This window comes from Bacillus sp. EB106-08-02-XG196 (assembly GCF_013396335.1).
Taxonomy (GTDB): domain Bacteria; phylum Bacillota; class Bacilli; order Bacillales; family Cytobacillaceae; genus Neobacillus.
Genome location: NZ_JABWSY010000012.1, coordinates 113,369 through 137,310, shown reverse-complemented (window position 1 = coordinate 137,310; position 23,942 = coordinate 113,369). Strand labels below are relative to the sequence as shown.

26 protein-coding genes and 3 pseudogenes are annotated in these 23,942 nt (G+C 38.2%); 25 read left to right on the top strand and 4 right to left on the bottom strand.

What is annotated here, in order from left to right:
- Positions 1-47: 47 nt before the first annotated feature.
- From MLOOGBEN_RS19190 to MLOOGBEN_RS19125, 16 genes and pseudogenes are all read left to right on the top strand, one after another.
- A complete protein-coding gene (locus MLOOGBEN_RS19190) occupies positions 48-1,112 on the top strand; it encodes an LLM class flavin-dependent oxidoreductase (RefSeq protein ID WP_179159882.1) in 1,065 nt (354 codons plus the stop codon).
- 167 nt (positions 1,113-1,279) lie between these two features.
- Positions 1,280-3,220 (top strand): sigma 54-interacting transcriptional regulator, encoded by a 1,941-nt coding sequence (locus MLOOGBEN_RS19185; RefSeq protein WP_179159881.1) that lies wholly within the window; start codon positions 1,280-1,282, stop codon positions 3,218-3,220.
- Between the two features lie 492 nt (positions 3,221-3,712).
- Positions 3,713-5,821 carry an acetate--CoA ligase family protein gene (locus MLOOGBEN_RS19180; RefSeq protein WP_179159880.1) on the top strand — a complete coding sequence of 703 codons (2,109 nt, stop codon included), beginning with the start codon at positions 3,713-3,715 and terminating at the stop codon, positions 5,819-5,821.
- Between the two features lie 96 nt (positions 5,822-5,917).
- Complete coding sequence (locus tag MLOOGBEN_RS19175; RefSeq protein ID WP_179159879.1) at positions 5,918-7,150, top strand: acyl-CoA dehydrogenase family protein; 1,233 nt, start codon at positions 5,918-5,920, stop codon at positions 7,148-7,150.
- 30 nt (positions 7,151-7,180) lie between these two features.
- Positions 7,181-7,975 (top strand): enoyl-CoA hydratase-related protein, encoded by a 795-nt coding sequence (locus MLOOGBEN_RS19170; RefSeq protein WP_179159878.1) that lies wholly within the window; start codon positions 7,181-7,183, stop codon positions 7,973-7,975.
- A 45-nt stretch (positions 7,976-8,020) separates the two neighbouring features.
- A complete protein-coding gene (locus MLOOGBEN_RS19165; RefSeq protein WP_179159877.1) occupies positions 8,021-8,569 on the top strand; it encodes an NADPH-dependent FMN reductase in 549 nt (182 codons plus the stop codon).
- Positions 8,570-8,607: 38 nt separating this feature from the next.
- Complete coding sequence (locus MLOOGBEN_RS19160) at positions 8,608-8,871, top strand: hypothetical protein (RefSeq protein ID WP_179159876.1); 264 nt, start codon at positions 8,608-8,610, stop codon at positions 8,869-8,871.
- A 30-nt stretch (positions 8,872-8,901) separates the two neighbouring features.
- Entirely contained in the window at positions 8,902-9,408 is a 507-nt protein-coding gene (locus tag MLOOGBEN_RS19155; protein WP_179159875.1) for a flavin reductase family protein, read from the top strand.
- A gap of 280 nt (positions 9,409-9,688) precedes the next feature.
- Positions 9,689-11,464: an acyl-CoA dehydrogenase family protein gene (locus MLOOGBEN_RS19150; protein ID WP_179159874.1), complete on the top strand. Its 1,776-nt coding sequence runs from the start codon at positions 9,689-9,691 to the stop codon at positions 11,462-11,464.
- Between the two features lie 12 nt (positions 11,465-11,476).
- Positions 11,477-12,250, top strand: coding sequence for an SDR family NAD(P)-dependent oxidoreductase (locus MLOOGBEN_RS19145; RefSeq protein ID WP_179159873.1), 774 nt, complete (start codon positions 11,477-11,479; stop codon positions 12,248-12,250).
- Between the two features lie 194 nt (positions 12,251-12,444).
- Positions 12,445-12,570, top strand: a complete 126-nt coding sequence (locus tag MLOOGBEN_RS29390; RefSeq protein WP_256989178.1) for a hypothetical protein — start codon at positions 12,445-12,447, stop codon at positions 12,568-12,570.
- Positions 12,570-13,180: pseudogene (locus MLOOGBEN_RS19140) on the top strand (thiolase family protein); the annotation flags it as partial. The gene MLOOGBEN_RS29390 and the pseudogene MLOOGBEN_RS19140, both read left to right, overlap by 1 nt.
- A gap of 127 nt (positions 13,181-13,307) precedes the next feature.
- Complete coding sequence (locus tag MLOOGBEN_RS19135) at positions 13,308-14,198, top strand: 3-hydroxyacyl-CoA dehydrogenase family protein (RefSeq protein ID WP_179159872.1); 891 nt, start codon at positions 13,308-13,310, stop codon at positions 14,196-14,198.
- 219 nt (positions 14,199-14,417) lie between these two features.
- Entirely contained in the window at positions 14,418-14,678 is a 261-nt protein-coding gene (locus MLOOGBEN_RS19130) for an enoyl-CoA hydratase-related protein (protein ID WP_218781256.1), read from the top strand.
- A 49-nt stretch (positions 14,679-14,727) separates the two neighbouring features.
- Complete coding sequence (locus tag MLOOGBEN_RS29385; protein WP_256989177.1) at positions 14,728-14,856, top strand: hypothetical protein; 129 nt, start codon at positions 14,728-14,730, stop codon at positions 14,854-14,856.
- Between the two features lie 222 nt (positions 14,857-15,078).
- The gene (locus MLOOGBEN_RS19125) at positions 15,079-16,098 is read left to right on the top strand and encodes an NADP-dependent oxidoreductase (RefSeq protein ID WP_179159871.1); all 1,020 of its coding nucleotides are present in this window, start codon (positions 15,079-15,081) and stop codon (positions 16,096-16,098) included.
- 148 nt (positions 16,099-16,246) lie between these two features.
- Here MLOOGBEN_RS19125 and MLOOGBEN_RS19120 read toward each other — a convergent pair whose 3' ends face one another.
- Complete coding sequence (locus tag MLOOGBEN_RS19120; RefSeq protein WP_179159870.1) at positions 16,247-16,420, bottom strand: oligopeptide/dipeptide ABC transporter ATP-binding protein; 174 nt, start codon at positions 16,418-16,420, stop codon at positions 16,247-16,249.
- Between the two features lie 33 nt (positions 16,421-16,453).
- Between MLOOGBEN_RS19120 and MLOOGBEN_RS29800 the strand changes: the two are divergent.
- Positions 16,454-16,549, top strand: a pseudogene (locus tag MLOOGBEN_RS29800) (peptide ABC transporter substrate-binding protein); the annotation flags it as partial.
- A gap of 239 nt (positions 16,550-16,788) precedes the next feature.
- Here MLOOGBEN_RS29800 and MLOOGBEN_RS19115 read toward each other — a convergent pair.
- The gene (locus tag MLOOGBEN_RS19115) at positions 16,789-16,995 is read right to left on the bottom strand and encodes an ATP-binding cassette domain-containing protein (protein WP_179159869.1); all 207 of its coding nucleotides are present in this window, start codon (positions 16,993-16,995) and stop codon (positions 16,789-16,791) included.
- Positions 16,996-17,031: 36 nt separating this feature from the next.
- On the opposite strand from MLOOGBEN_RS19115, the pseudogene MLOOGBEN_RS19110 reads away from it, so the two are divergent.
- Positions 17,032-17,466: pseudogene (locus MLOOGBEN_RS19110) on the top strand (NAD(P)-dependent oxidoreductase); the annotation flags it as partial.
- Positions 17,467-17,536: 70 nt separating this feature from the next.
- Here MLOOGBEN_RS19110 and MLOOGBEN_RS19105 read toward each other — a convergent pair.
- Positions 17,537-17,719 (bottom strand): hypothetical protein, encoded by a 183-nt coding sequence (locus MLOOGBEN_RS19105; protein ID WP_179159868.1) that lies wholly within the window; start codon positions 17,717-17,719, stop codon positions 17,537-17,539.
- Positions 17,720-17,812: 93 nt separating this feature from the next.
- The gene (locus MLOOGBEN_RS19100) at positions 17,813-18,136 is read right to left on the bottom strand and encodes a BC1872 family protein (RefSeq protein ID WP_179159867.1); all 324 of its coding nucleotides are present in this window, start codon (positions 18,134-18,136) and stop codon (positions 17,813-17,815) included.
- A 179-nt stretch (positions 18,137-18,315) separates the two neighbouring features.
- On the opposite strand from MLOOGBEN_RS19100, the gene MLOOGBEN_RS19095 reads away from it, so the two are divergent.
- The 7 genes from MLOOGBEN_RS19095 to MLOOGBEN_RS19065 all read left to right on the top strand — a co-directional run bounded on the left by MLOOGBEN_RS19095 (position 18,316) and on the right by MLOOGBEN_RS19065 (position 23,873).
- Positions 18,316-18,540, top strand: coding sequence for a YdbC family protein (locus tag MLOOGBEN_RS19095; RefSeq protein ID WP_179159866.1), 225 nt, complete (start codon positions 18,316-18,318; stop codon positions 18,538-18,540).
- A 16-nt stretch (positions 18,541-18,556) separates the two neighbouring features.
- A complete protein-coding gene (locus tag MLOOGBEN_RS19090; protein WP_179159865.1) occupies positions 18,557-18,868 on the top strand; it encodes a hypothetical protein in 312 nt (103 codons plus the stop codon).
- 355 nt (positions 18,869-19,223) lie between these two features.
- Positions 19,224-20,123 (top strand): alpha/beta hydrolase, encoded by a 900-nt coding sequence (locus MLOOGBEN_RS19085; RefSeq protein WP_179159864.1) that lies wholly within the window; start codon positions 19,224-19,226, stop codon positions 20,121-20,123.
- 272 nt (positions 20,124-20,395) lie between these two features.
- Positions 20,396-20,878 (top strand): polyhydroxyalkanoate biosynthesis repressor PhaR, encoded by a 483-nt coding sequence (locus tag MLOOGBEN_RS19080; protein WP_179159863.1) that lies wholly within the window; start codon positions 20,396-20,398, stop codon positions 20,876-20,878.
- A gap of 19 nt (positions 20,879-20,897) precedes the next feature.
- Positions 20,898-21,971, top strand: coding sequence for an alpha/beta fold hydrolase (locus MLOOGBEN_RS19075; protein ID WP_179159862.1), 1,074 nt, complete (start codon positions 20,898-20,900; stop codon positions 21,969-21,971).
- A 139-nt stretch (positions 21,972-22,110) separates the two neighbouring features.
- Positions 22,111-22,521 carry a VOC family protein gene (locus MLOOGBEN_RS19070; RefSeq protein WP_179159861.1) on the top strand — a complete coding sequence of 137 codons (411 nt, stop codon included), beginning with the start codon at positions 22,111-22,113 and terminating at the stop codon, positions 22,519-22,521.
- A gap of 218 nt (positions 22,522-22,739) precedes the next feature.
- Positions 22,740-23,873 carry a zinc-dependent alcohol dehydrogenase gene (locus tag MLOOGBEN_RS19065; protein WP_179159860.1) on the top strand — a complete coding sequence of 378 codons (1,134 nt, stop codon included), beginning with the start codon at positions 22,740-22,742 and terminating at the stop codon, positions 23,871-23,873.
- Positions 23,874-23,942: the final 69 nt, after the last annotated feature.

The window sequence follows — 23,942 nt, the reverse complement described above, 5'->3', positions numbered from 1 at the left end:
TTTTATAAATTGGTATAAATAATAATGAATAATTGGAGATGGTAAACATGGCAGTATTAGGAAGAGATATGACTTTTGGATTATTCTTTTTAAATTCGGTGGCACCATGGAAAACAGATGCAGAGGAATTAAGAAATGGTTTAGACCAAATTAAAGCTGCCGACGAATTAGGATTCCATTCAGCGTGGATTGCAGAGCATAATGCTCGTGCATATGGTGTTGTTAGCTCCACGGCTGTTTACTTAGCTGCAGCAGCAGCTGTTACAAAGAACATAAAATTGGGCTCAGCTGTAACTAGATTACCGTTACATCATCCACTGCAGCTCGCTGAGGATATGGCACTGGTGGATATTGTCAGTGATGGTAGACTTTATTTAGGTGTTGGCAAGGGCTACGATAAATTAGAGTTTGATGCATATAATGAGGACTTTGAAGAGCGGCATGAAAAGTACTTAGAATCTCTTGATATTTTAACGACTGCTTTACAAAATGGTACCGTGAACTATTTCGGTAAATTCTATGATATTAAGAATATTCCAGTCTATCCGAGACCTGTTCAGAGTCCGAGACCGCCGATTTTTGTTATGGTTTCCGGAAATGATGCCTCCATGATTAGTGCTGCAAAAAAAGGGCATTCTTTCGTGTTAGGCGGTATAAAGAATGATGACACGAAACATAAAATTTCCTTATACCGTGAATATGCCTTGGCCTCAGGTTTATCACAGGAATATGTTGAACAAGCAGTTGCAAGATCTGGGAAGCTATTATTTTGTTATGTAGCCGAAACGACAGAACAAGCGCAAGAAGAGTACAGACAAGGTTTAGAATGGTATATGAGTGAACGTGATAATCGTCCTACTTTTGGTGTCATTAGCAGAGAGCGTAATGTAGATTATGATGCCTTCCTACAATCAGAAAATGCATTAATTGGTTCTCCGGAAAAAGTGATTAAAGATATAGAAAGATATAAAGCAGAAACAGGATTGAATAACATTATTCTGTGGATGAATATTGGCGGACAACATCAAGAGAATGTGCTTAAGTCAATGGAGCTGTTTTCTAGTAAAGTAATGCCGCACTTTGCTAATCAAGCCGTAAGTGTTCTTAGTTAATAAAATCTATACCTGTAGTCTCGTGAAAATTCGCGAGACTATTTATTTATTAATCTCTAAAATACGAAATTTGAGTATATTGTTAATATTCTTTCTATTATACTTAGATTATGGAAAAGATAGTAATTATTAATTTTTGCACAATTGGATAGTAAGGGGGAAGAATTATGCTTAAATTACTAGTTTCGGGAGCATCACCACTGGACGATTATGTGAAGAAAGCGATTGATAAACGAAAAGGTAATATGAAGGGGCTGGTTGTTCAAACGCTTGACTCAAAATATATTTTGGATAACCCGACATATATTACAGATGATGATGTATTGCTCTGCGGTGCTATGTTATTTGAGGATTTCAAAAGATTAAATGTCCGGGGACATATTATTCCAATGAGAGTTCAGAGTAATGATTTTTTTAAGGCTTTAGTAAAAGCTTCAAAAATTTCAAATGAAGTAAATATTATTAACTATCAAAAGGAGTATATCCAGACTAAAACGGAGGATATCGAATGGATTAATGAATCAATAGAAGCCATCTTTAAAATTAAAATAAATCAACTTACATATGTGACGATTGAGGATGTAACAAAACTGGTACAAAGGTTGAAAGCTGATGGTCAAAAAGTAGTGATTGGATCAGGCTTAGTCGTTAGATTTGCCCGAGAACATGGTATGGAAGGAGTACTTTGGTACGGTAAAGAAAGTGTGGGCCTTGCTGTGGATATTGCCTTTAATGTATTAAATGCAAAGCTCGTAGAACAAAGTAATCAAAAACGGCAAGCCTATATTTTAGAAAACTTTAATGAAGGTGTGATTAATCTCAATGTAACTGGCAGGATTATTAATATCAACCATCATGCCATTCAATTGCTGGGGCTTGGTGACAGTGGTGACCTAGAGACACAGCATATTAGCGATATATTGCCGGAAAGTGAATTATTAGAAATTTTAACAGTCAGTACAGTCGTAAAGGATATGGTTGTGCCATTCAAAACTAAATTGCTGTTTTTGAACACATTACCGATTCATGTAAATGGAACCAGTAATGGGATTGTGGCGCTATTTTCTGATGCAGAGACATTACAGCAACAGGAAAATAAAATTAGACGTAAAATGAATCATAAAGCGGACTTAGCTAAATATCATTTCAATGATATCGTTGGACAAAGTCCACAAACACTAAAGGCGATTAATAAAGCGAAGAAATTTGCACGATCAGATTCGAATGTATTGATTCTTGGCGAATCAGGAACCGGGAAGGAATTATTTGCGCAAAGTATACATAATGAAAGTCGGCGTGCTAACCAGCCCTTCATGGCCATTAACTGCGCGGCAATTCCAGAAAGCCTACTAGAAAGTGAATTTTTTGGATACAACGATGGTGCATTTACAGGTGCAAAAAAAGGCGGGAAACCGGGCCTATTTGAGCTTGCACATAATGGCACTGTGTTTTTAGATGAAATTGGAGAGATACCGTTTAGTATGCAGGCTAAGCTTCTAAGAGTTTTACAAGAAAACGTTGTCAGAAGAATAGGCAGTCCTACGGCAATCCCGATAAATATCAGGGTAATCTCAGCAACAAATGTAAATTTAATCGAAGAAATTAAGAGCGGCAAGTTTAGAATGGATTTATATTATCGAATTGGGGTATTAAATCTATTCCTGCCGAAATTGAGCAACAGAAAAGAGGATATCGGGCTTCTTGTAAAATCATTTACGGCAAAAAATTATCCACAGTTTACACAACTAATTGAAGAGGTATTAAACGACATATTGCCATACCTGGAAGAACATCAATGGCATGGAAATATTCGGGAATTTGAAAATACCATGGAAAGATTATTTGCTTATATAGAAACCCCTCAAAATATTTCAAGAAGTCAGGTGCTGATTTATTTAAAAGAAGCAATTGAGGAAAATCACTTCCTTATAGAGGATATGGATATGGAAAATTCCACCTTCCATGAAGTAATAAAAGACATTGAAATAAACAAAATAAAAGAAGTGTTAGAAAAAACGAATGGTAATAGGAAAGAAGCCGCTAAAATATTAGGTATCAGTAGAAGTACCCTCTGGCGGAAATTGAATGAAAATGTTGAAACAGTATAGATACGAATAAAAGTAACTCTTATTGTCGATGGTTAAGCAATCGGGCATCACGGTTGATTACCTATCTGCAATAGGAGTTTTTTGTTTGCTTTGAAAGTGATATTTACGGTGTTTCAATTTTAGAACACTTTGTTCTACGCCGAAACAATTAGTCTGAAAATTAAGAATAAGACTATGAAAGGTAGGAACATTCAAAAAAAATATCACTATCTAAATATATTTTGAATATTAAGAAGAGGTAGATGTCTTTAAAACGATAGGGGAAGAAATCAGAAATACTATGATCCTGTTCGTGATTATCAATGACTGGACCAATCAATAAATTATTTTAATGTATGAAGTGGAGAAACAGAAGTTTTTTTTGAAGAAGATGGCACGAATATTGCATTAGTTATATATAAAGGGTTTATTTTAAATCATTTCACAAAAGTATGTTCCTTTGTTAAAAAAGTTAAATTTACCCAGAGTTATTATAAAAGGAGTGTGAAGCTGTTGAAGCAAGAAAATTTAAAGGCACTATTCGATCCGAAAAGTATTGCAATTGTTGGTGCTTCTCCAGATAATCAAAAAATTGGCGGAAGACCTCTTAGTTATCTTCAACGCTATGGGTATGAAGGTGTAATTTATCCAATTAACCCGAAGTATGATGAAATTAATGGTTTAACATGCTATCCAAATATTCAATCAGTCACAGGAGAAATAGATTTAGCAATCATTGCCGTACCTAGTTCCGTAGTAATTAGCACGTTTAAGAGATGTGCGGAAAAAAAGGTCCGTTCCGTGATCATATTCAGCGCAGGGTTTGCTGAAGTAGATGAGGAAGGTAAAAAACAGCAAGATGAAATTGCCTTAATTGCCAAACAAAATAATGTAAGCGTATTAGGTCCCAATTGTTTAGGGATGTTCAACGTAGGGAAAGGGGTTTATGGAACCTTTTCCACGATTATCGAGGATGAAAAACCATTAAAAAGTAATATTGGATTTGTAAGTCAAAGCGGAGCATTTGGGTCTCACGTTTTTACCCTTGCAAGACAGCAAAATATTGGCTTTAGTTATTTCGTAGCAACTGGAAACGAATGTGATGTAGATGTTGCTGATTGCATTCAATTTTTAGCAGAAGATCCAGGTACAGATGTGATTGCATGTTATATAGAAGGAACGAAGGATGGAAATAGTTTAATAGAAGCCTTAAGGCTAGCCCGAAAAAATAAAAAACCAGTTATTGCCTTAAAAGTAGGAAAAACCGATGTTGGGATGAAAGCTGCTTTATCCCATACGGGGGCACTCGTTGGTTCAGATGATGTATTTGACACAGTCTTTAAGCAAAACGGGGTATATCGAGCTGAAACCATTGAGGAATTCCTAGATGTTACATATGCTGCATCAAAGTTGCCATTTCCTAATGGAAATAGGACAGCAGTATTTACTGTTTCAGGTGGAATAGGAATCATGATAGCCGACCAATTATCTGCAAATGGTTTAACCCTGCCGGGAACTCCGGAACCATTAAAAGAGAAATTAAGGTCCATTCTCCCAATTGCGGGTGTTCAAAACCCAATTGATACGACGGCACAAATTTCTTATATGCCGTCATTACTCGAAGAATTTATGGAGACGGTCCTCGCCAGCGGTAAATACGACTCTGCCATTGTATTTTTAGGTTTTGCTGGTTTAAAACTAGATTCCTTAGATGATCGTATTAGTACATTAGTAAAAATGAAAAACCAATTTAAAGATATTCCGCAACTACCAGTAACAATCAATAGCGTGAAATCAAGACAGTTGTTCAGTGATGCAGAGCTTTATGTTAGTGATGATCCATCAAGAGCAGTAACAGTTTTAAAAGCATTATCCTATTTTGCTAGTCTACCTGAGGAAGAAAAGGAAGAAGTGTATCTTACAAAGGAAGATGTTTTTGGTTCAGCATCCGTCTTAACCGAGTATGGATGCAAAAAAATTCTTAAACAATACGGTATCCCAATTACAAATGAAAAATTAGCAAGAACAGCTGAAGAGGCGGTACAGTATGCAAATGAAATTGGCTATCCCATCGTGTTAAAGGGGATGTCACCGCAGATCCTTCATAAGACAGATAAAGGTCTCGTTTTCTTAAATATTACCGAAAGTGAAGATGTAATAGAAAAGTTCCTGAGATTAAAATCAATCATCGAGCAAACCGATGGAGCAGAATTCGAGGGAGTTTTGGTTCAAGAAATGCTGAAAAGAGACTCTGTCGAAATAGTGGTCGGCTCAAAGAAAGACCCGATCTTTGGTCAGATTGTTTTAGTTGGATTGGGTGGCATTTATATCGAGGTGTTAAAAGACGTATCAATGAGAAAAGCACCTGTTTCCGTTAGTGAAGCAGAAAAGATGGTTCATGAATTACGAGCCAGCGCGATTTTACAATCGTATCGAGGAAAGCCGCCGTATGACGTGGAGGAACTAAGTAAATTAATCTCTCGATTTAGCCATTTTATTGTAAGTCAGGAAGAGAAGCTATTAGAAGTAGATTTAAATCCAGTCATGGTCTTTGCAAAAGGTCAAGGAATCAAAGTAGCAGATGGATTAATGACATTCGAAAAACGAGTCATCTATTCGTAAGCATTTAATAATAATAAAGGTGATTTTTTGGAACTTAGTTGATTGGAGCGGAAATCAACGAAAATTGATGATAAAACCAAAAAGGAGATAAAAACAATGAACTTTAATATTCCAGAAGACATAACAGAAATTATCAATGCCCTAAAACAATTTATAAATAAAGTGGTTATTCCCTTGGAAGAGGAAAACCATGATTTACTTTACAATGAACGAAATTACTATCTGGAGGACGGTCGCCGTCATCCTAGAGTAGAAGAGTTAAGAAAACAGGTTCGTAAAGAATCTGCTAAAGCAGGATTTTATACTATGTTTGGTGCAAAGGAATTAGGCGGTGAAGAATTTGGCCCAATAGCCTCTCTTTTAGTCAACGAAGCATTAGATAAGAACTTTCCCAATCGAAAACTGATAGAAGCCGTGGTCATTCCATCCCCATTCACAAACGGTTTAACACCTGTATTAAAAGGGCTGAATCAAGAACTTAAAGATAGATATCTAGAAGGCATTGGTTCAGGAGAAAAAACATTATGCTTTGGTTTAACTGAACCTGATGCTGGGTCAGATGTTTGGGGAATCAAAACACGTGCAGAGAGAGACGGCGATGACTGGGTTATTAATGGTACTAAACAATGGATTACAAACGCACCATATGCGGACTATTGTTTATTATTTGCCGTTACAAACCCAGAGCTACAGGAGCAAAGAAAAGGCGGGATAACTTGTTTTTTTGTTGATACGAAATCAGCAGGATTTACAGTAGATTCCGTGATTGCAACAATGGGGTCATTAGGCGGGGATGCTGGAATCATTAGCCTTGATAACCTAAGAGTTCCGAGTGAAAACATTATTGGTGAACTGGATAATGGTTTTACGAGGGCGATGAATGGAATCAATAATGGACGTTTAGGCATGAGCGGAAAATGTATTGGATCGGCTCAATGGGCATTGAAAAAAGCCGTTGAATATTCAAAGATCCGCAGAACCTTCGGAAAAGCAATTGAAGAACACCAAACGATTCAAAATATGTTAGCCGAATGTGCCATGGATATTTATGCAGCAAGAAATATGGCGCTGCATTGTGCATGGAAAATTGAAAATAGCAAAAAAACACCAACCAAAGAGATTTCCATGGTGAAAGCATACTGTACAGAGATGATGGGCAGGGTTTATGACAAAGCCATTCAGATTCACGGAGGGATGGGCCTTTCAAATGAGCTTCAGTTAGAAGAAGGATACAGGTTGGCCAGGATGTTACGAATCCCTGACGGCACATCAGAGATTCATAGACGTACCATTGCCAGAAGCTTATTAAAAGGTGATTTAACATTCTAAAAAAATATGAAAAAGGATGGTTTTGCTTCTATGTCTGAAAAATGCGTTCTTATTGAAAAAAGAGGAAGAATTGCTTACGTGATTTTAAATAGACCAGAAAAGTTAAATGCATTAAGTGCAGACCTATTCAGTGAGTTGGATCAAGCTTTAGCGGAGCTGGAAAAAGATGATTCGATAAGTGTTCTAATTATAAAAGGGAAGGGCCGCGCCTTTAGTGTTGGCTACGATGTTTCCAATTATATTGAGCCGTCAGTAACGGAAGATCGAGATAGTTTAGAAGAATTCACGAGACGCTGGTTAAGAGTTTGGGAGTATCCGAAACCAATTATTGCCCAGGTACAAGGATTCGCCTTAGCTGGTGGTACGCAGCTGCTTGCCTGCTGTGACATCGTCATAACAGAGGAAGAAGCACAATTTGGTTTTCCTTCATTACCATTAGGCGGCGGTTTTGTAGGAATTTACTGGGGATGGCATGTTGGCCCACAACGGGCAAAAATGCTTGATTTAACAGCGGGAAGCAGGATTACCGGTAAAGAGGCAACCGAGTATGGTATTGCAGCAAAATGCTTCAAACGTGAGGAACTAGAAGAAGAAACCTTAAAAATTGCCCGCGGAATCGCAAAAACACCATTGGACATTTTAAAGCTTAAGAAAAAAGCTCATAATCGCATGATGGAACTCCAAGGATTTAGAACGGGTTTAATGTTTGGTCCGGAACAGGATGCCATAATTCATACGGCTGATGGTATTAAACTAGTTCATAAGAAAATTAAAGAACTAGGCCTTAAAGGTGCAATTGATTGGTTTAACTCTCAGGAGGTTTAAGGGAAGTACCTTTGTGAAGAGTAGACTTTGAGGGGAGGGGTAAACGTGAAGATTTTAGGAATTAGCGGGACTTTAATAGGCTCAAAGACGATTATTATCACAAAGTATCTCATGAATGAGATTAAGAGACAGTATCCAGAATTTGAATTGGAAATGATTAATTTAAAAGATTTTCAGTTGGATTTCTGTGACGGAAGACCCCAAACGGAGTACAACAACGATACACAGGAAATCATAAAGAAATTCGAGAATGCAGATGGCTATGTGTTAGGAACAACCATCATCCATAATTCCATTCCCGGCGCACTGAAGAATCTTTTTGATCTCATTCCTGTTTCTATTTTTGAAAATAAAACAATCGCATTAGTGGCTAATGGAGGAAATCCGCAACATAGTCAAGCGATTGAAAATCATCTAATACCTATTACCAATTATTTAAAAATGAAAACACTTCCTAATCAGGTTTTTGCTGTATCAAGTGACTTTAATTGTCAAAATGAATTGAATAATCCAGAGATTCAAGATCAGTTCATTCGTCTGGTAAAAAATTACGGTGAAATCGTTAAACAAAATACTCAAGAAATGAAATCTTAACAATCTAGTTAAAAATCTTGTGAGCATGTGGGGAATTTATGGATAATATGAAAAATTGCATTCATTTTACAGACCGTTCTTTTCAAAAAATGTGTGATTTAGAATATGGTATTAACCGCGGGGTATATAACGAAGTTGATAAATGGTTTTACAATAAAGGAATTGTAGATATTTTGGACCGACGAAGAGAAATCCTGAATTTTATTCGGGTTAGTGCTGTTGATGCACACAATAAAGTCAGATTCGGCCATGGAGGATTACGCCAAAAGTTAATGGAGTATTTTGATAACTTAGCAGAATAAAGGAAAAAACTATTTTAAGGAGGACTATCGATGATAGTGCAAACAGTAGCAACACAATTATTTAAAGAAGTTATGGGTAGCTATCCAACGGGTGTAACGGTTCTTACGACACTAGATACAAATAATAAGCCGGTTGGATTAACGGTTAACTCATTTGCTTCCGTCTCATTAGACCCATTGATGATACTTTGGAGTATTGATAAAAATGCAGGAAGCTGTGAAGTATTTAAACAGGCAGAGAAATTTTCTGTAAATATTTTATCAGGTGAACAGCAGGAAGTTTGCTGGACGTTTGCAAGTAAATCTGAACAAAATCGATTCTCTAAGCACCCATGGAGTCTTTCGAAAAATAACCTTCCAGTGTTAGATAATGTATTTGCTTCATTAGAATGTAAAAAAGTGCAGCAGATTGACGCGGGAGATCATTATATACTGATTGGGGAGGTACTAGAAGTAACGAAAAATGAACAGGATCCAATGCTTTATTTTAGAAGAAAAGTAGGAAATGTTCCAGAGCAATGGGAAAAGGAAAACTAAAGTTACTTCTGTCCCTAGAAGAAAAAAACGCAGATAATCTCTGCGTTTTTTTCGGGAATCGATACGATTACTCTATTGGAGGAAAAAACCAAAAAGGTCGGACTAGTAAATCAAATTGTACCTAGTGGGGAAGGATTGTCATCCGCTCTGACAAAATAAACAAGGATCTCAGGCGTAGGTAAAAAGATGCCCTAGTTAAGTGGTCCCTAATGGAGTGCAAAATACAGCCATGGAAGGAAAAAAATCTAAACAATACTAGTTAAAAGGAGGAGAAGCTCTAATGAAAATATTACAAGATAATTTACGGGGTGCGGAATTTCTCGTATCACAGGGAGACCCTGATCAAGTTTTTACTCCGGAAGATTTTACGGAAGAGCATAAAATGATTGCTTTAACCACAAAACAATTTGTGGAACGCGAGGTGCTTCCTCATTTGGATGAATTTGAGGGTCAAAATTTCGAAAAGACAGTTGAGTTGTTGCGAAAAGCGGGAGGGTTGGGTCTTTTAGCTCATAGTATTCCTGAAAAATACGGTGGACTTGGTCTAGATAAAGTGAGCAAAGGAATAGTTGGTGAAGCCCTTGGACAGGCAGGGTCCTATGGTATAGCGCATTCTAATCATACTTGCATTGCAACCCTACCTATCACCTATTTTGGAAACGATGAGCAAAAATCCAGATATTTACCGAAGCTGGCTTCGGGAGAGTTTTTTGGGGCTTACTGCCTGACTGAGCCCTCCTCTGGGTCAGATGCACTTAGCGCACAAACAACAGCAATATTAAATAAGGAAGGAACCCATTATATCTTAAATGGAACCAAACAATGGATTACCAATGCGGGATTCTCCGATACCTTTATTGTGTATGCGAAGGTAGACGGTGATAAATTTACAGCTTTTATTGTTGAAAAGGATTTTCAGGGTTTGTCTCTAGGGCCGGAAGAGAAGAAAATGGGAATTAAAGGATCCTCCACTCGTTCTGTCATCTTTGAAGATTGTAAAGTACCAGTTGAAAATATTTTGGGGGAAATTGGAAAAGGACATGTGATTGCTTTAAATGTACTTAACTTGGGACGGTTTAATCTGGGTGGAATATGTATGGGGGCGGCAAAGGCAGTACTAAAATTGACAATAAAATATACAAACCAAAGAAGCCAGTTCAAGCGACCAATTTCTTCTTTTCGTGCTACTCAAGAAAAACTAGCAAATATGGCCAGCAGGCTCTTTGCTGCCGAGGCGGTGCAATATAGGACCGCACAATTGTTGGAGGAGGCATTAAGTGACCTTTATGACGCATCCGATTTGGATTCTATCAAGAATCAAATGATGGAATATGCGGTGGAATGCTCTATTTGTAAAGTCTTTGGATCGGAAAACCTAGATGAAATCGTCGATGAAGGGGTTCAGCTTCATGGCGGTTACGGGTACATGCAAGAATACCGGATTGAACAGTTCTACCGTGATTCGAGAATCAATCGAATATTTGAAGGGACGAATGAAATTAACCGATTTCTTATTCCGAACCTCCTATTCAAAAAAGCAAAGAAAGGAGAATTCGATCTTGATGAATGTATTAAACAAGCGACACGAGAAATCGAAAGCACTATGCCATCAATTGAAGGTCCGCTTTCCCTTGAAATTGAGATGGTCCGCTCAATCCGAAGAGTCTTTCTCGTCTTAACTGGGCTTATTTTTGAAAAGTACGGCGACGCATTCGCTAATGAACAAGAAAGTCTTTTAAAGCTTTCCGATGTTGCCATTTACCTATACTCTTCAGAATCAGCTGTCCTTCGAACGGTAAAAACGATTCAAAGAAACGGAATGGAGAAAGAAGATTGGAAAGCCAAGCTAACCATGAATTATGTCCATGATGTCATGCTAAAAGTTGAGACATCCGCCCGCCAGCTATTAAACGGATTGGACTTAAGCGAGCAGTCTGAAATTTGCCGGAAACTCGTATTAAAAGAATTAGGTCAATATGTTGTGAAAAATTCCTTTGCCCTTAAGCGGGATATCGCATCAAAACTTATTCAAACAGAAGAGTATATTTCTTATTAATGGAGGGAAATTATGCGTTTTATTGAAACGGTTTCAGTTATCACCGGTGCAGGAAGCGGAATAGGTGAGGCAACAGCCATTAGATTAGCGAAAGAAGGATCGAAAGTGATTCTAGTTGGAAGAACGGAAAAAAAATTAAACAACGTGGCTAATAAAATTGATCTCAACCACCCCAATGCTGCTGAAGTTTTTGCCGCGGATGTAACTCTAGAGAAAGATGTCTTTACCTTAGCCGAATACATTGAAAAAAATCACGGGAGTCTGCATGTGGTCATTAATAGTGCCGGAGGCTCAGCCACATCAAAAATTCGAGATATTACAGTTGAGGAATGGGATCAAATTTTTGCCTTAAATCTGAGAAGTGTGTTTTTAGTCTCAAAGATATTAGGAAATTTAATGACTAAATCTTTAGATAATGAAAAATATAAAAAGGACCGGGCTATCATTAATGTAGCTTCCTTGTCTGGTTATAAAGCAGGGGCACAAATTCCTCATTATAGTGCTTCTAAAGCCGCTGTCATCAATTTTACAAGGGCCCTTGCAAATGAATTTGCTGCTTTTGGAATTCGTGTTAATTCTGTTTCGCCTGGATTTGTTGAAACACCATTAATAGAAGAAGGGATGAAGAACCAACGTTTCATCGAATCCCTTAAACGGAATACAGCTTTACGCCGTGCGGGACGACCGGAAGAAATCGCCAATGTCATTTCATTCATGGCATCACCGGAGGCATCTTATATGACCGGATCAGACGTTTTAGTTGATGGTGGATGGTTGGTCACTTAAAGCAAGGCCGCCAATTCTAGAGTACTATCAAGCTATCCTTTCCATAAGGTATTCCTGGTTATTCTCTTTTTCTAGCAGAACTCTCCCACTCATTTATCTGTCCCAGCGATTAGAATTCATATCCAGAATGCCATAAAACTAGGGCAACAAGTGAAGAGATTTTGGAAGTATTATAGTTTGTTAGTATTCTAGGGATGCAAACTTGTGCAGTGAGTGTTCCACTGATGGTTGAGGAGTTTGACGTCTTTGATTCAGTAGATTCTATCAAACAAAAAAATAAGGAGGAGGAACCATACGAATTTGCCCTTAGCAGCCAGTAGAAGGCCGATTTAAAGATCAAATTGTTCCGATCGCTGTTCCGAAAGTAAAGGGGAAACCTTCATCTTCGCTACCGATGAACATCCACGTCCGAATACAACTAGGGAAGGTTTGGCTAAATTGGCACCGGCTTTCGTTAATGGCGGATCCGTAACGGCCGGTAACAGTTCGGGATTAAATGATGCTGCTTCGGCGCTCGTTATTATGTCCAGGGAGAAAACGGAGGAATTAGGATTGAAACCGCTTGTCGATGTTCGTCAACATGCTGTAGCGGGAGTGGACCCGAATATTATGGGGATTGGCCCAGTTCCGGCTACAATCAAGGTGATGGACAAATCCGGGCTAACCATAAGGGATATGGATATCATTAAAATTAACGTCGTCTTTGCTTCTTAAGTGATTGCCTGTAACCGGGGTGCTGAATATGGAACTATCGAAAGTCAATGTAAATGGCGGTGCTATTGCGCACGGACATCCGCCCGAGGCAACTGGAGCTATTCTGCTACGAAAGCCATATATGAATTGGAACGGATTCAGGGGCGGTTCGCGTTATTGACTGCTTGTATCGGCGGTGGACAAGGGATCGCTACTATAATGGAACGCGAAAATTAGGTCTTCCTTCTGGAGATTGTTTGAGACTCCGATAACCCAACGTTTGGAGTAGAAGCATTTTTTTTACACCATAATATACTGATAGATTAGTATTTGCAAATCAATATTATAGGAGGATTGAAACAAGATGAATATTCAAGATATAAAAAACATTTGTATAGTAGGCAGCGGCTCCATGGGGCATCAAATCGCCATGTTGTGTGCATTGGGCGGGTACAAGACAACGATTCAGGATGTTAGTGAAGCGTCTTTGCTAAAAGCGAAATCCACCTTAGTAGGGATCATGGATAAATGGGTCGCTAAAGGAAAGATATCCAATGAAGCAAAAAAATTGGCCTTCGATCGGTTATTGTTTACAACCAGCTTGCAAGAAGCGGCAGTTAATGCAGATTTTGTCATTGAAGCGGTAGTCGAAAAGCTCGATGTAAAGAAGAAAGTGTTTGCTGAATTGGATGAAGTATCGCCGCCACATGCCATTTTGGCATCCAACAGCTCTACGATTGTCAACTCGCTGATTGCAGAAGCAACGAAGCGTTCGGATAAAGTTTGTAACATGCATTTCTTCTTCCCTCCGCTCGTCATGGATTGCGTGGAAGTCGTCATGAGCGAAAAGACATCGGAAGAAACGGCCCAGGTGACAATGGATCTATGCAAACAGTTGAACCGTACAGCCGTATTGTTGCGCAAAGAAATATACGGATTTATTGCCAATCGAATCTTATTCGCTTTATCAAGAGAAGCGATAAGTCTCTACGAGCAGGGAATTGCGGATTTTAAGGAAATTGATCTTGTTTGCAAGAAAGCATTGAATCATCCAATGGGTCCATTTGAATTGGCGGATCTGTCTGGCGTAGATGTCTTGTATTACGGTCTGCAACAGCTCTATGCCGAGACCGGAGACCCCAAGGATAAGCCGGCTGCTTGCATCGAAGAAAAGGTGAAAGCCGAAACGCTTGGAAGGAAAACGGGAAAAGGCTGGTATGAGTATTCCAATAAAAGGGGGTGGAAATTCCCATGACTAATTATATATATGTTGAAAAAGTAAATGGGAATGCCATTGTTACGATTGATAATCCTCCATTGAATGTTATAAACAGAAAAGTGGTCAGTTAATTGGGAGAGGTTTTTTCAGCCATAGAAAAGAATCAGGAAGTGGTTGTGACGCTCCTGACCGGTGCGGGAAACACAAAGTGTTCATGGCGGGCGCCGATATTAAAGAATTCCCGACCAGGATCGTATGAAACGATGTAAAAGAAATCGCGTTGGAAACCCACGGAGTGATGAATCAAATCGATTTTCTGACGAAACTGACGATTGCTGTCTTGAACGGCATGACTTGGGAGGTGGGGGTAAATTGGCCCTTATTTGCGATTTAAGAATTGCGGAAACCCATGTTCGAATCGATTTACCAGAAATCAAGCTCGGAATCTTCCCGAGCGGCGGTGGAGAAGAGTTTGCCAAGTTCAATGTAACCGTTACTATATTGCCCCAGGATTGATTGATAGAACTCTCATTCTAAATTTACGACAAGACGTACAAGATATTTAGTGAAAGCGCAACCAACTTCCATCATACTGACACCAAATGATATTGCCAATGCTGTTAATTTCTTTGCGACAGAAGAATCGAGATATAGTACTGGGCAAGTATTACATACCGATGTGGTAAGAGCCTAGGCGCAAGAAATATTTAAGAGATGTTACTGAGGAAGGGGTGAAATTGAGTTTACACCAGAAGATGAGGTTATCCAAAAAGGGAATCATACTAATTATCAGTTTAAACTGGCAAAGTAAATGCAATCGTCCTTTTTGGGCAGGTATTTGTTCAAAGAAAATAGTACATGTATAAAGTGGTTTGAAAGTAACTTTGAAAAAGATGATAAAACGGGAGTGATTTTGATGAGAAACTTAGTGAACCGCAAAATTTTATTTGCCAGCAGGCCAATGGGAATACCAGATAAAAGTAACTTCGAGATGATTGAGGAAAGAGTACCGGAGATAAAGGAAGGGGAAGTTCTGATTCGTACCCTTTATCTTTCGGTTGATCCATATATGCGCGGACGGATGTCGAATGCCATATCCTATGCCAAACCTTATGATGTCGGTGAGCCGTTCCTTGGAGGATTGGTTGGAAAAGTAGTCGCTTCAAAAAATTCCAGATTTCAGGAAGGTGAATTTATTGAAGGAGGAAGACTAAACTGGGCTGATTACAATGTATCTGATGGAAGCGCGATTCGCAGGATTAATCCGGAATTGGCACCTGTTTCAACTGCTCTTCATGTACTGGGAATGCCTGGGTTGACAGCTTATTTTGGCCTATTGCACATTGGGCAGCCAAAACAAGGTGAAACGGTCGTCGTATCCGGAGCATCTGGAGCAGTCGGCATGATTGTAGGCCAAATCGCCAAGCTGAACGGCTGCAGAGTTGTCGGGATAGCCGGTGCAGATGAAAAATGTTCGTATTTAACCGAAGAACTAGGCTTTGATGCAGCCATTAACTATAAAACAACAGAAAACCTGGAGAACGCACTTAAGACAGCATGTCCTGACGGGGTCGATGTATATTTTGACAATGTGGGAGGAGTGGTGAGTGATGCTGTCATGACCATGATCAATTTCCAGTCGCGAATCATCATTTGCGGTCAAATCTCCCAATACAACTTGGAAAACCCAGAACCCGGACCAAGGGTAGCGGGGCATCTTCTGAGGAGCAGTTCCACGATGAAGGGATTCATTGTAACTGACTATGCAGAGCATAACAAAGAAGGCTTAACACAGCTATCCCAGTGGCTTACAGAAGGGAAAATCCAATCCCGGGAAAATGTGGTTATGGGCTTTGAAAATACGATTGAAGCCTTCCTGGGACTTTTCCGAGGTGATAATATAGGTAAACAGCTTGTAAAAGTGTCAGAGGAATAGAACATACTCAAAACGGCTACCGTGATTATTTCGATACGGTAGCCGTTTTGATATACAATCGGGTTTATTTTAGAATAAGTGACAAGCAATTTGTTGTTGATTAGGCAATATTTTTACTTCCGTGTAGACTTCCTTACATTGCTTCATTTTAACCGGGCAGAATAAAAGTGACATCCTTTAGGAGAATTTTTGGCAAATCTCCTGTGATCATAACCCTTTTTTTATTTTCAGCATTTTGTGGGTTAGCTATTGGAATAGACGCAAGTAATGCCTTTGTATACGGATGTTTTGGTTCATTAAAAATTTGATCACATATTCCCATTTCCACGATTTCCCCCAAATACATAACGGCTACTCGGTAATCATAAATTTACTAAAAGTGTTACAGCAACAGTTAAACTTAACATATATATTTATTTCTCATGACCTGAGTGTAGTGGAGCATATAAGTCCTGAATAGAGACATCTAATGCTGAACCGGCTCACAAACAATCAATTGAGGTTTTAAAGCTTACGCTCTGGTGATTCCAATTCGTTGACGCAGACCCCCTGAAAACTCATGTGGATAACGGTCCAAATAGCTAGAATCCAGGCCGACAAGTTCAATTAACTTTTGAACATGATCATCAATTTTATTTTTGAAAAGGTTTTATGAATTAAATAAGGCTCCCTCAAGATGTTCCTTACTGTTTACTTAGGGTTTAAGGAACTATATGGATCTTGAAAAATTACTTGAATGTCCTTTCGAAATGCTTTTAATTCTTTATACTTAAGTGATAGCACATCCTCATTGTTAAAATAGATTTCACCAGAAGTTGGATTGATTAATCGAATTAAACTCATACCCGTGGTACTTTTACCACATCCGGATTCACCCGACGATACTGAAAGTTTCACCGCGTTATACCTGAAAGGATATAATATCTACAGCTCTTTGGAGCGCCGCTTGGAGAGGAACAAGCTAATGTGCCTGCGGGTCATGCTTTAATCGAGGCGTTAAAAGGAATAAGTACAAGATTAATGGTTGTCGGGGGTGCGGGAAGTCTTTTTGTCGACGAGAACAAAACAGTTAGAGTAATCGATACTCCTGAATTTCCGGATATGTTTAAACCAACTGCACAAGGTCAAGCAAGGAACCTACAAGAATTACAGGAGACCTCTGATTTAACATGGACGTTTATCAGCCCTTCTGCTATTTTCAATCCAGAAGGAAAAAGAACGGGATCTTATCAGTCAGGGAAAGATCATCTTCTTGTTAATTCAAAAAATGAAGGTTATATCAGCTATGCTGACTTTGCCATCGCGGTGGTAGATGAAGTTGAAAATCCTAAGCATCTTAATGAAAGATTTACTGTTGTTGGTGAATAATCAAATGGTTGGGATTAGAAATTAAATTTTCCTATGTAAAGAGTCCTAAGACTTTCATGTCTTTGGACTCTTATTTTTTACCTTCATCATCAGGGTCCATTTGATCCCAGCGAGGTTTTCCTTCACGTTCAAGCTGATCATTCAAAGCATGCCACGATTTTTCAATTTCACTATCTAGCTCAATTTTGGAATAAATCATATCAAATAGTACAGTAGCAATTAAACTTCCAATAATCGCCCAAATATATATCATAGTAGTAATATCCTAGGTAATAATACCTACTGGATTTTAACATATATTTAGGCATTTGACAGTTGTTTTAGTAAAATGGAGGAATTTCACATATTAGCACAGTGTGCTCCAGATTCTAGTGGTGTTGGCGACGGAGTGTTGTTCAATAATGGAGTAGGCCGCATTGGTAATCGCTTGTGCTAAAGTTTCACCTTTCGCGCGGATATTATTAAAGCTAACTTCGGATTCTCCAGCTGTTGAAAAAGTAAACCCGAATTCCTCTAGTCTTTTAACGATTATCATGGCATGTTCAAGGTTTTGCTCAGGTTGAAATTCAGAATCATGAATGAAAATACCCTTTTCATAATCAAACCAGCGGTCCCATCTATTTAACTTCCAACCAAGAATTCTCCGTGCGATTGAATCTGTTTTGTTCATTTTCATTACCCCTTTTCTCAATGTTATATAACAGGTTTATTATTATTAGTTATTATATAACACAACAAATAAAACGACCACATTTTTTTGAAAAAAATTGGATGTTTTTTTCAAGATTTTTTGGTGTCTATTTTATAAAAAGGGAAGATTATTGTATAGAAAATAAAAGGGGTGTAATAATGGCCAGCTTAAAATATGAAATAAAGGAAACGATAGGAATCATTTCTGAAGGTGCAAAGGGATGGAACAAGGAACTAAATCTCATCAGTTGGAACGACCGTGAGCCGAAATATGATTTGCGGGATTGGGACCAAAGCCATGAGAAAATGGGCAAAGGTATTACCCTATCTAAAGAGGAGTTAATCCAGTTAAAGAAATTATTAAATGAGATGGGTTTGGAATAGGAAGGAGGAGTAGGTTATGGACACAGCCATAGAGAAATTAAAAAAGCTGCATTCTTCTGTGCAAAAATTAGAGAGTGCATTACAAGAGGTTTGGAGTGGCATTGATGAACTTGGAGATAATGAATATTTCAGCGAGCTACTGCAAAAAGCAAAACAATATAAGAAAAAGAAACAACCATCGAATGAAAACATTGAGGAGCTTTCTCTTCGGATTGACCAATTCGATAACAGTTTAGGAGAACTTCCTGAAGATGGAACCGTTGTTATTGACTTTGAAGATGCCATATCAGAACTTATTGAATGGGTAAAAAATAATAATCTGAGGTAAGCCTTTGAAGTGAGGATGAATAAAAACGGAAAAGGGGCATTAAATAAGCCCCTTTTCCGTTTTTATTTATGATTGGTCGTTTTAGATTGCTCTCGTGAATCTGAATAGCTGCAGGATTCATAGCGTTAATGCAAATCCTTTTTTGGTATTGAAAGGATCATAACTGTAATCCTTCTTTCAACTAAACACTTGTAAGTATTAACATTCGTTCAGGTGGTGGACAATGAAGGAAATCTTGCCTAAAAATTGTCAATAGTGACTAGTGGCCAGGAAAAAAATTTTTGGTAAAATTAGGTGTGAGAATAATTACTTCTCATCGTTTTTTGTGCTTGGGATTCAGAAGGGGAGGATTGTTTTGCCAAGTGTAAGCAGCTATTTTATTAAAAAAGGTATTAAAGTTGGAGCCAAAAAACTTAATTTGAAGGAAAAGGATATTGGTGAAAGCAGGTACGTCATCGATTCATTTGCCCGGAAATTCTCCAAGTTGCCAAAGAACTGTAAGGTTGAACAAATTCAGATTGAAGGAATTTACGCTGAGTGGATATCTAACAACCAGTCGGAGGCAGGTAAGGTGATTCTTTATTTGCACGGAGGAGGATATGGTTATTGCTCGGCAGATACCCATCGATCGTTGGCTGCAAGAATCATGATTGAATCAGGTGTAAAAGTTCTCCTTCCTGAATATCGACTTGCACCTGAACATCCATATCCTGCAGCAATTGAAGATACTCTCACAATTCATCGATGGCTTCTAAAGCAAGGTTATGAATCTTCAAATATCATATTTGCAGGTGATTCAGCAGGAGGGGGCTTATCGGTGGCAGCTGCGTTGGCACTGAGAGATCAATCTGAAACACTTCCTTCAGCAGTAATTTGTCTGTCTCCCTGGGTTGATTTAACAAGCTCGGGTGAAAGCTACATCGAAAACAAGGAAAAAGATCCGTATTTAGTGAAGGAACTTGTGCGAAAAACCGCTCAAGCATATGCAGCTGAGGAGTCACTTGACAATAGATTGATTTCTCCCGTTTTTGCTGATTTAAGTGGGTTTCCGCCATTGTTTATTCAAGTAGGAAGTATTGAAATTTTGTTAAGCGATGCCAAATTATTAGCGGATAAAGCTCGTAAGGCTGGGGTAGAGGTACACTTAAAAGTCTGGGAAGGTATGTGGCATGTATGGCAAATAAGCAATAAACTACCTGAAGCCAAAAAGGCCGTAAAAGAAATTGGGGACTTTGTAAGGCTGTTTTCGCATTGATTGGTGTTTTTCTAAATAATTTATTATAGGGTTTTTACAGAATTTCTATTTAAAATTACGATAATAACTTCTCAAAAGAAAATCTACTAAACAATTTTATAAATGTTTTCAGAATCTTCAATTTGGGCTATTGTAAGTTACAATTTTCCAATGTAAAATACAGGTAATAAGTAGTGAATGAGTATTCATTCATATTGATAGGAGTGAAGTGGAAACAACCGAAAAAACATGTATTGGAGAACAAAAAAAAAATCAAACAGAGGTGAGAGTTCATGTCCGAAAATAATCCTTACGATTCATTTAGACAAGTAAGTGGAATGTGGGAAAAAGGTTTAAATGGATTACTATTTCAATCCCTTAATAACAACCCATTGATCCAAATAACAAAGGTTGGCATTCAGGCAAATTCTAGATATATAGAGATGTTAAAAAGAAATCGGGAATTAATGGCTAATTATATGAATCTACCAACCAAAAATGATGTAGCCAATGCGGTCAAACAAACCATCCAAGCTGAAGAAAAAATAGATATTCTCGAAGAGCAAATCTGGAATTTACAAGAAAGCTTTGCTTTAGCTACGGAGGAGCAAAATAAAATGCTTGCTGAAATCATAGAATTCACCAAACATCTCCATTCAGAATGGCAAAAGGCATCACAGGAGCTTACAAAATTATCTGAAATGCAAAATGAGATTGAGGCGATGAAGAAGCTTTTGCAGAAAGAAAAAAAAGAACCAGTTCTGACAGGAAAATAATGTGAAGGTGGAATAAATGATGGCGGTTAAATCACTAGTAAATATCCCTGTTCTCAATCTTGACACTGAGAAGCAGAGGTGGAACACTATTTATAAAGTCATGAGTGAACCAAAGCCAGAAATTAAGTCTACACCTAGAAAAGCAGTCTGGAAAAAAAATAAATCTGTTTTGTGGTATCACCCTGCTCCAGAGAAAAAGTATAAGACCCCCTTGTTTTTGGTGTATTCTCTATTAAATAAAGCGTATATTCTGGATATCTCTGAGGAAGGAAGTGTCGTTGGCAACCTTACAAAAATGGGGTACGATGTCTATTTACTAGATTGGGGCTCTCCTGGCTTGGAAGATAAGGATCTCACTTTAGATAACTACCTTATCGACTATCTGGAAGTTGCGGTAAAACGAACCCTAAGGCATTCAGGTGCAGAAGATATATCTTTGGTGGGTTATTGTCTTGGTGGAATGCTTTCAGCAATGCTAACATCACTAACAGATCTGCCAATCAAAAATCTCGTTCTGGCTGCAGTACCAGTTGACTACAGCGACGCCATTGTTCCTAATAAATGGGTTAAAGCACTTCAAAACGGGACAATCAATTTTGACCGGTTTGCAGATGCTTACGAAGTAATTCCATCAGAGTTTTTATATGCAATCTTTATGGCGCTCCAAGGATTTAACATCGGACCAACCATTAATCTGGTCACCCGTGCTCACGATCAAAAGTATGTTGATAAGTGGCGGCATATGGACAAATGGATGAAAGATGCCGTTACATTTTCGGGTGCAGCATTTAAGCAAATGATGAATGAATTATATAAAGATAACAAGCTTGTAAAAGGAGAAATGAAGATTGGCGGTCAGATGGTGGATTTAACCAATATTAAATGCAGTACATTGGTAATAACATCTACAAGGGATGAATTAGTGCTAGAATCACAAAGCCTTCCGATCATGGACCTTATTTCAAGTGAAGATAAAACCTATCAGCATGTGGAGGCAGGACATGTATCTCTGTGCCTAACCGGACAGTTTGCTTTTGCGATTGATCCGTGGCTGTCGATTCGTTCTACTAAAGTAAATGAAATTATCGATTAATGTAACTTTGTTCAACAATACTTGGGGCAGCAGTTCATATATGTCTAAATAACTCTTAAAGGGGTCCATTGAGGGCCTCTTTTAGCATTTTGACTTGCCTTTATTGCCTATGATAGTATCAGCAAGAGGTGATAAAAGAATGGAATTTAAATCCAAAAATATCTTTGTCAATCTTCCTGTGAAAGACGTAAACAAATCCACAAACTTTTTCAAGGAATTAGGTTTTGAGTTCAACCCACAATTCTCCGATGAGACTGCATCTTGTATGATTATCTATGACAATATCTATGCTATGATCATGGTTGAAGAACGTTTCAAAGGATTTACTAAAAAGGAAATTGTGGATACTACTACTTCTGCTGAAGCAATTTTCTGCCTATCAGCTGAAAGTCGAGAACAAGTAGATGAGTTAGTAAATAAGGCATTGTCTTCAGGTGGGAAATCCTATAGCGACCCGCAAGATCATGGTTTTATGTATGTATGGGGCTTTCAAGACATAGATGGTCATATCTGGGAAATCGCTTATATGGACGAAAGTGCATTTAATTAAGGATAACTACTGGGAATATGCATTCTATGTAGATAATATGGAGAATTAAACTTGAACATTTAATACGAATCACAGAAGGCTCAGGGCTAAGTGCTCTGAGCCTGAATGATTTAATTAATAATCGTATTAGTCAATTGGATCTCTTTTTAAACATTAGTAGCTAGAATTATACCTTTTTGGAAACAATAGGAGTAAATGAATACGAGGGGGATCTGTAATTGAAGGCTGTTACGTATCAAGGGAAACATTCAGTTGCCGTTAAAAATGTGGATGATGCTGCTATAGAAGACAAAGAAGATGTGATTATTAAAGTTACCTCGACGGCTATTTGTGGATCTGATTTACATTTGTATCAAGGTAATTTTCCACTTCCCATCGGATATGTCATTGGACACGAACCGATGGGAATAGTAGAAGAAGTTGGACCTGATGTAACGAAAGTGAAAAAGGGCGACCGGGTTGTTGTTCCTTTTACTGTTGGTTGTGGAAAGTGTTATTACTGTAACCATCAGCTAGAAAGCCAATGTGATAACTCGAATCCACATTATGACTCTGGTGGTTATTTTGGCTATTCAGAAAAATTTGGGGATTACCCTGGAGGTCAAGCAGAATATTTAAGAGTTCCCTTTGGCAATTTTACACCTTTTGTGGTTCCAAAGGATTGTGAATTAGAGGATGAAAATTTATTGTTTTTATCAGATGTACTTCCGACGGCATATTGGAGTGTAATCAATTCAGGGATGAAAAAGGGCGATACCGTCATCGTACTAGGCTGTGGGCCGATTGGATTATATGCTCAAAAGTTTGCGTGGTTAAAAGGTGCTAAAAGAGTCATTGCTGTTGATTATCTTCCTTATCGTCTAGAGCACGCGAAACGGGAAAACAAGGTGGAAATCTTTAACTTTACCGAACATGAAGATATGGGGGAAGTTCTGAAAGAAGTAACAAAGGGTGGAGCAGATGTAGTAATTGATTGTGTCGGAATGGATGGAAAAAAGTCTCCGTTAGAATTTATCGAACAGAAATTAAAACTACAAGGCGGTACGCTTGGACCGATCCAAATTGCGACGAAGGCGATAAGAAAAGGTGGTACACTTCAAATCACAGGTGTTTACGGGGGTCTTTACAATATGTTTCCACTAGGTCCGTTCTTTACAAGAAACGTAAACATTCGAATGGGGCAAGCGCCGGCTAGACATTTAATGCCTGAAATTTATGACCTTATTGTAAAAAAGGAAATTGATCCAACTTCAATCATTACACATACCTTGCCATTAGAACAGGCAAGTTTAGGCTATGAAAAATTTAATAATCATGAAGATGATTGCATAAAGGTTATCTTAAAACCATGATGATTCATTTTATTGCGAAGGTTTCTACTTAGAAATTATTATAAATGTTACTCACCATCAGTGGGGGAT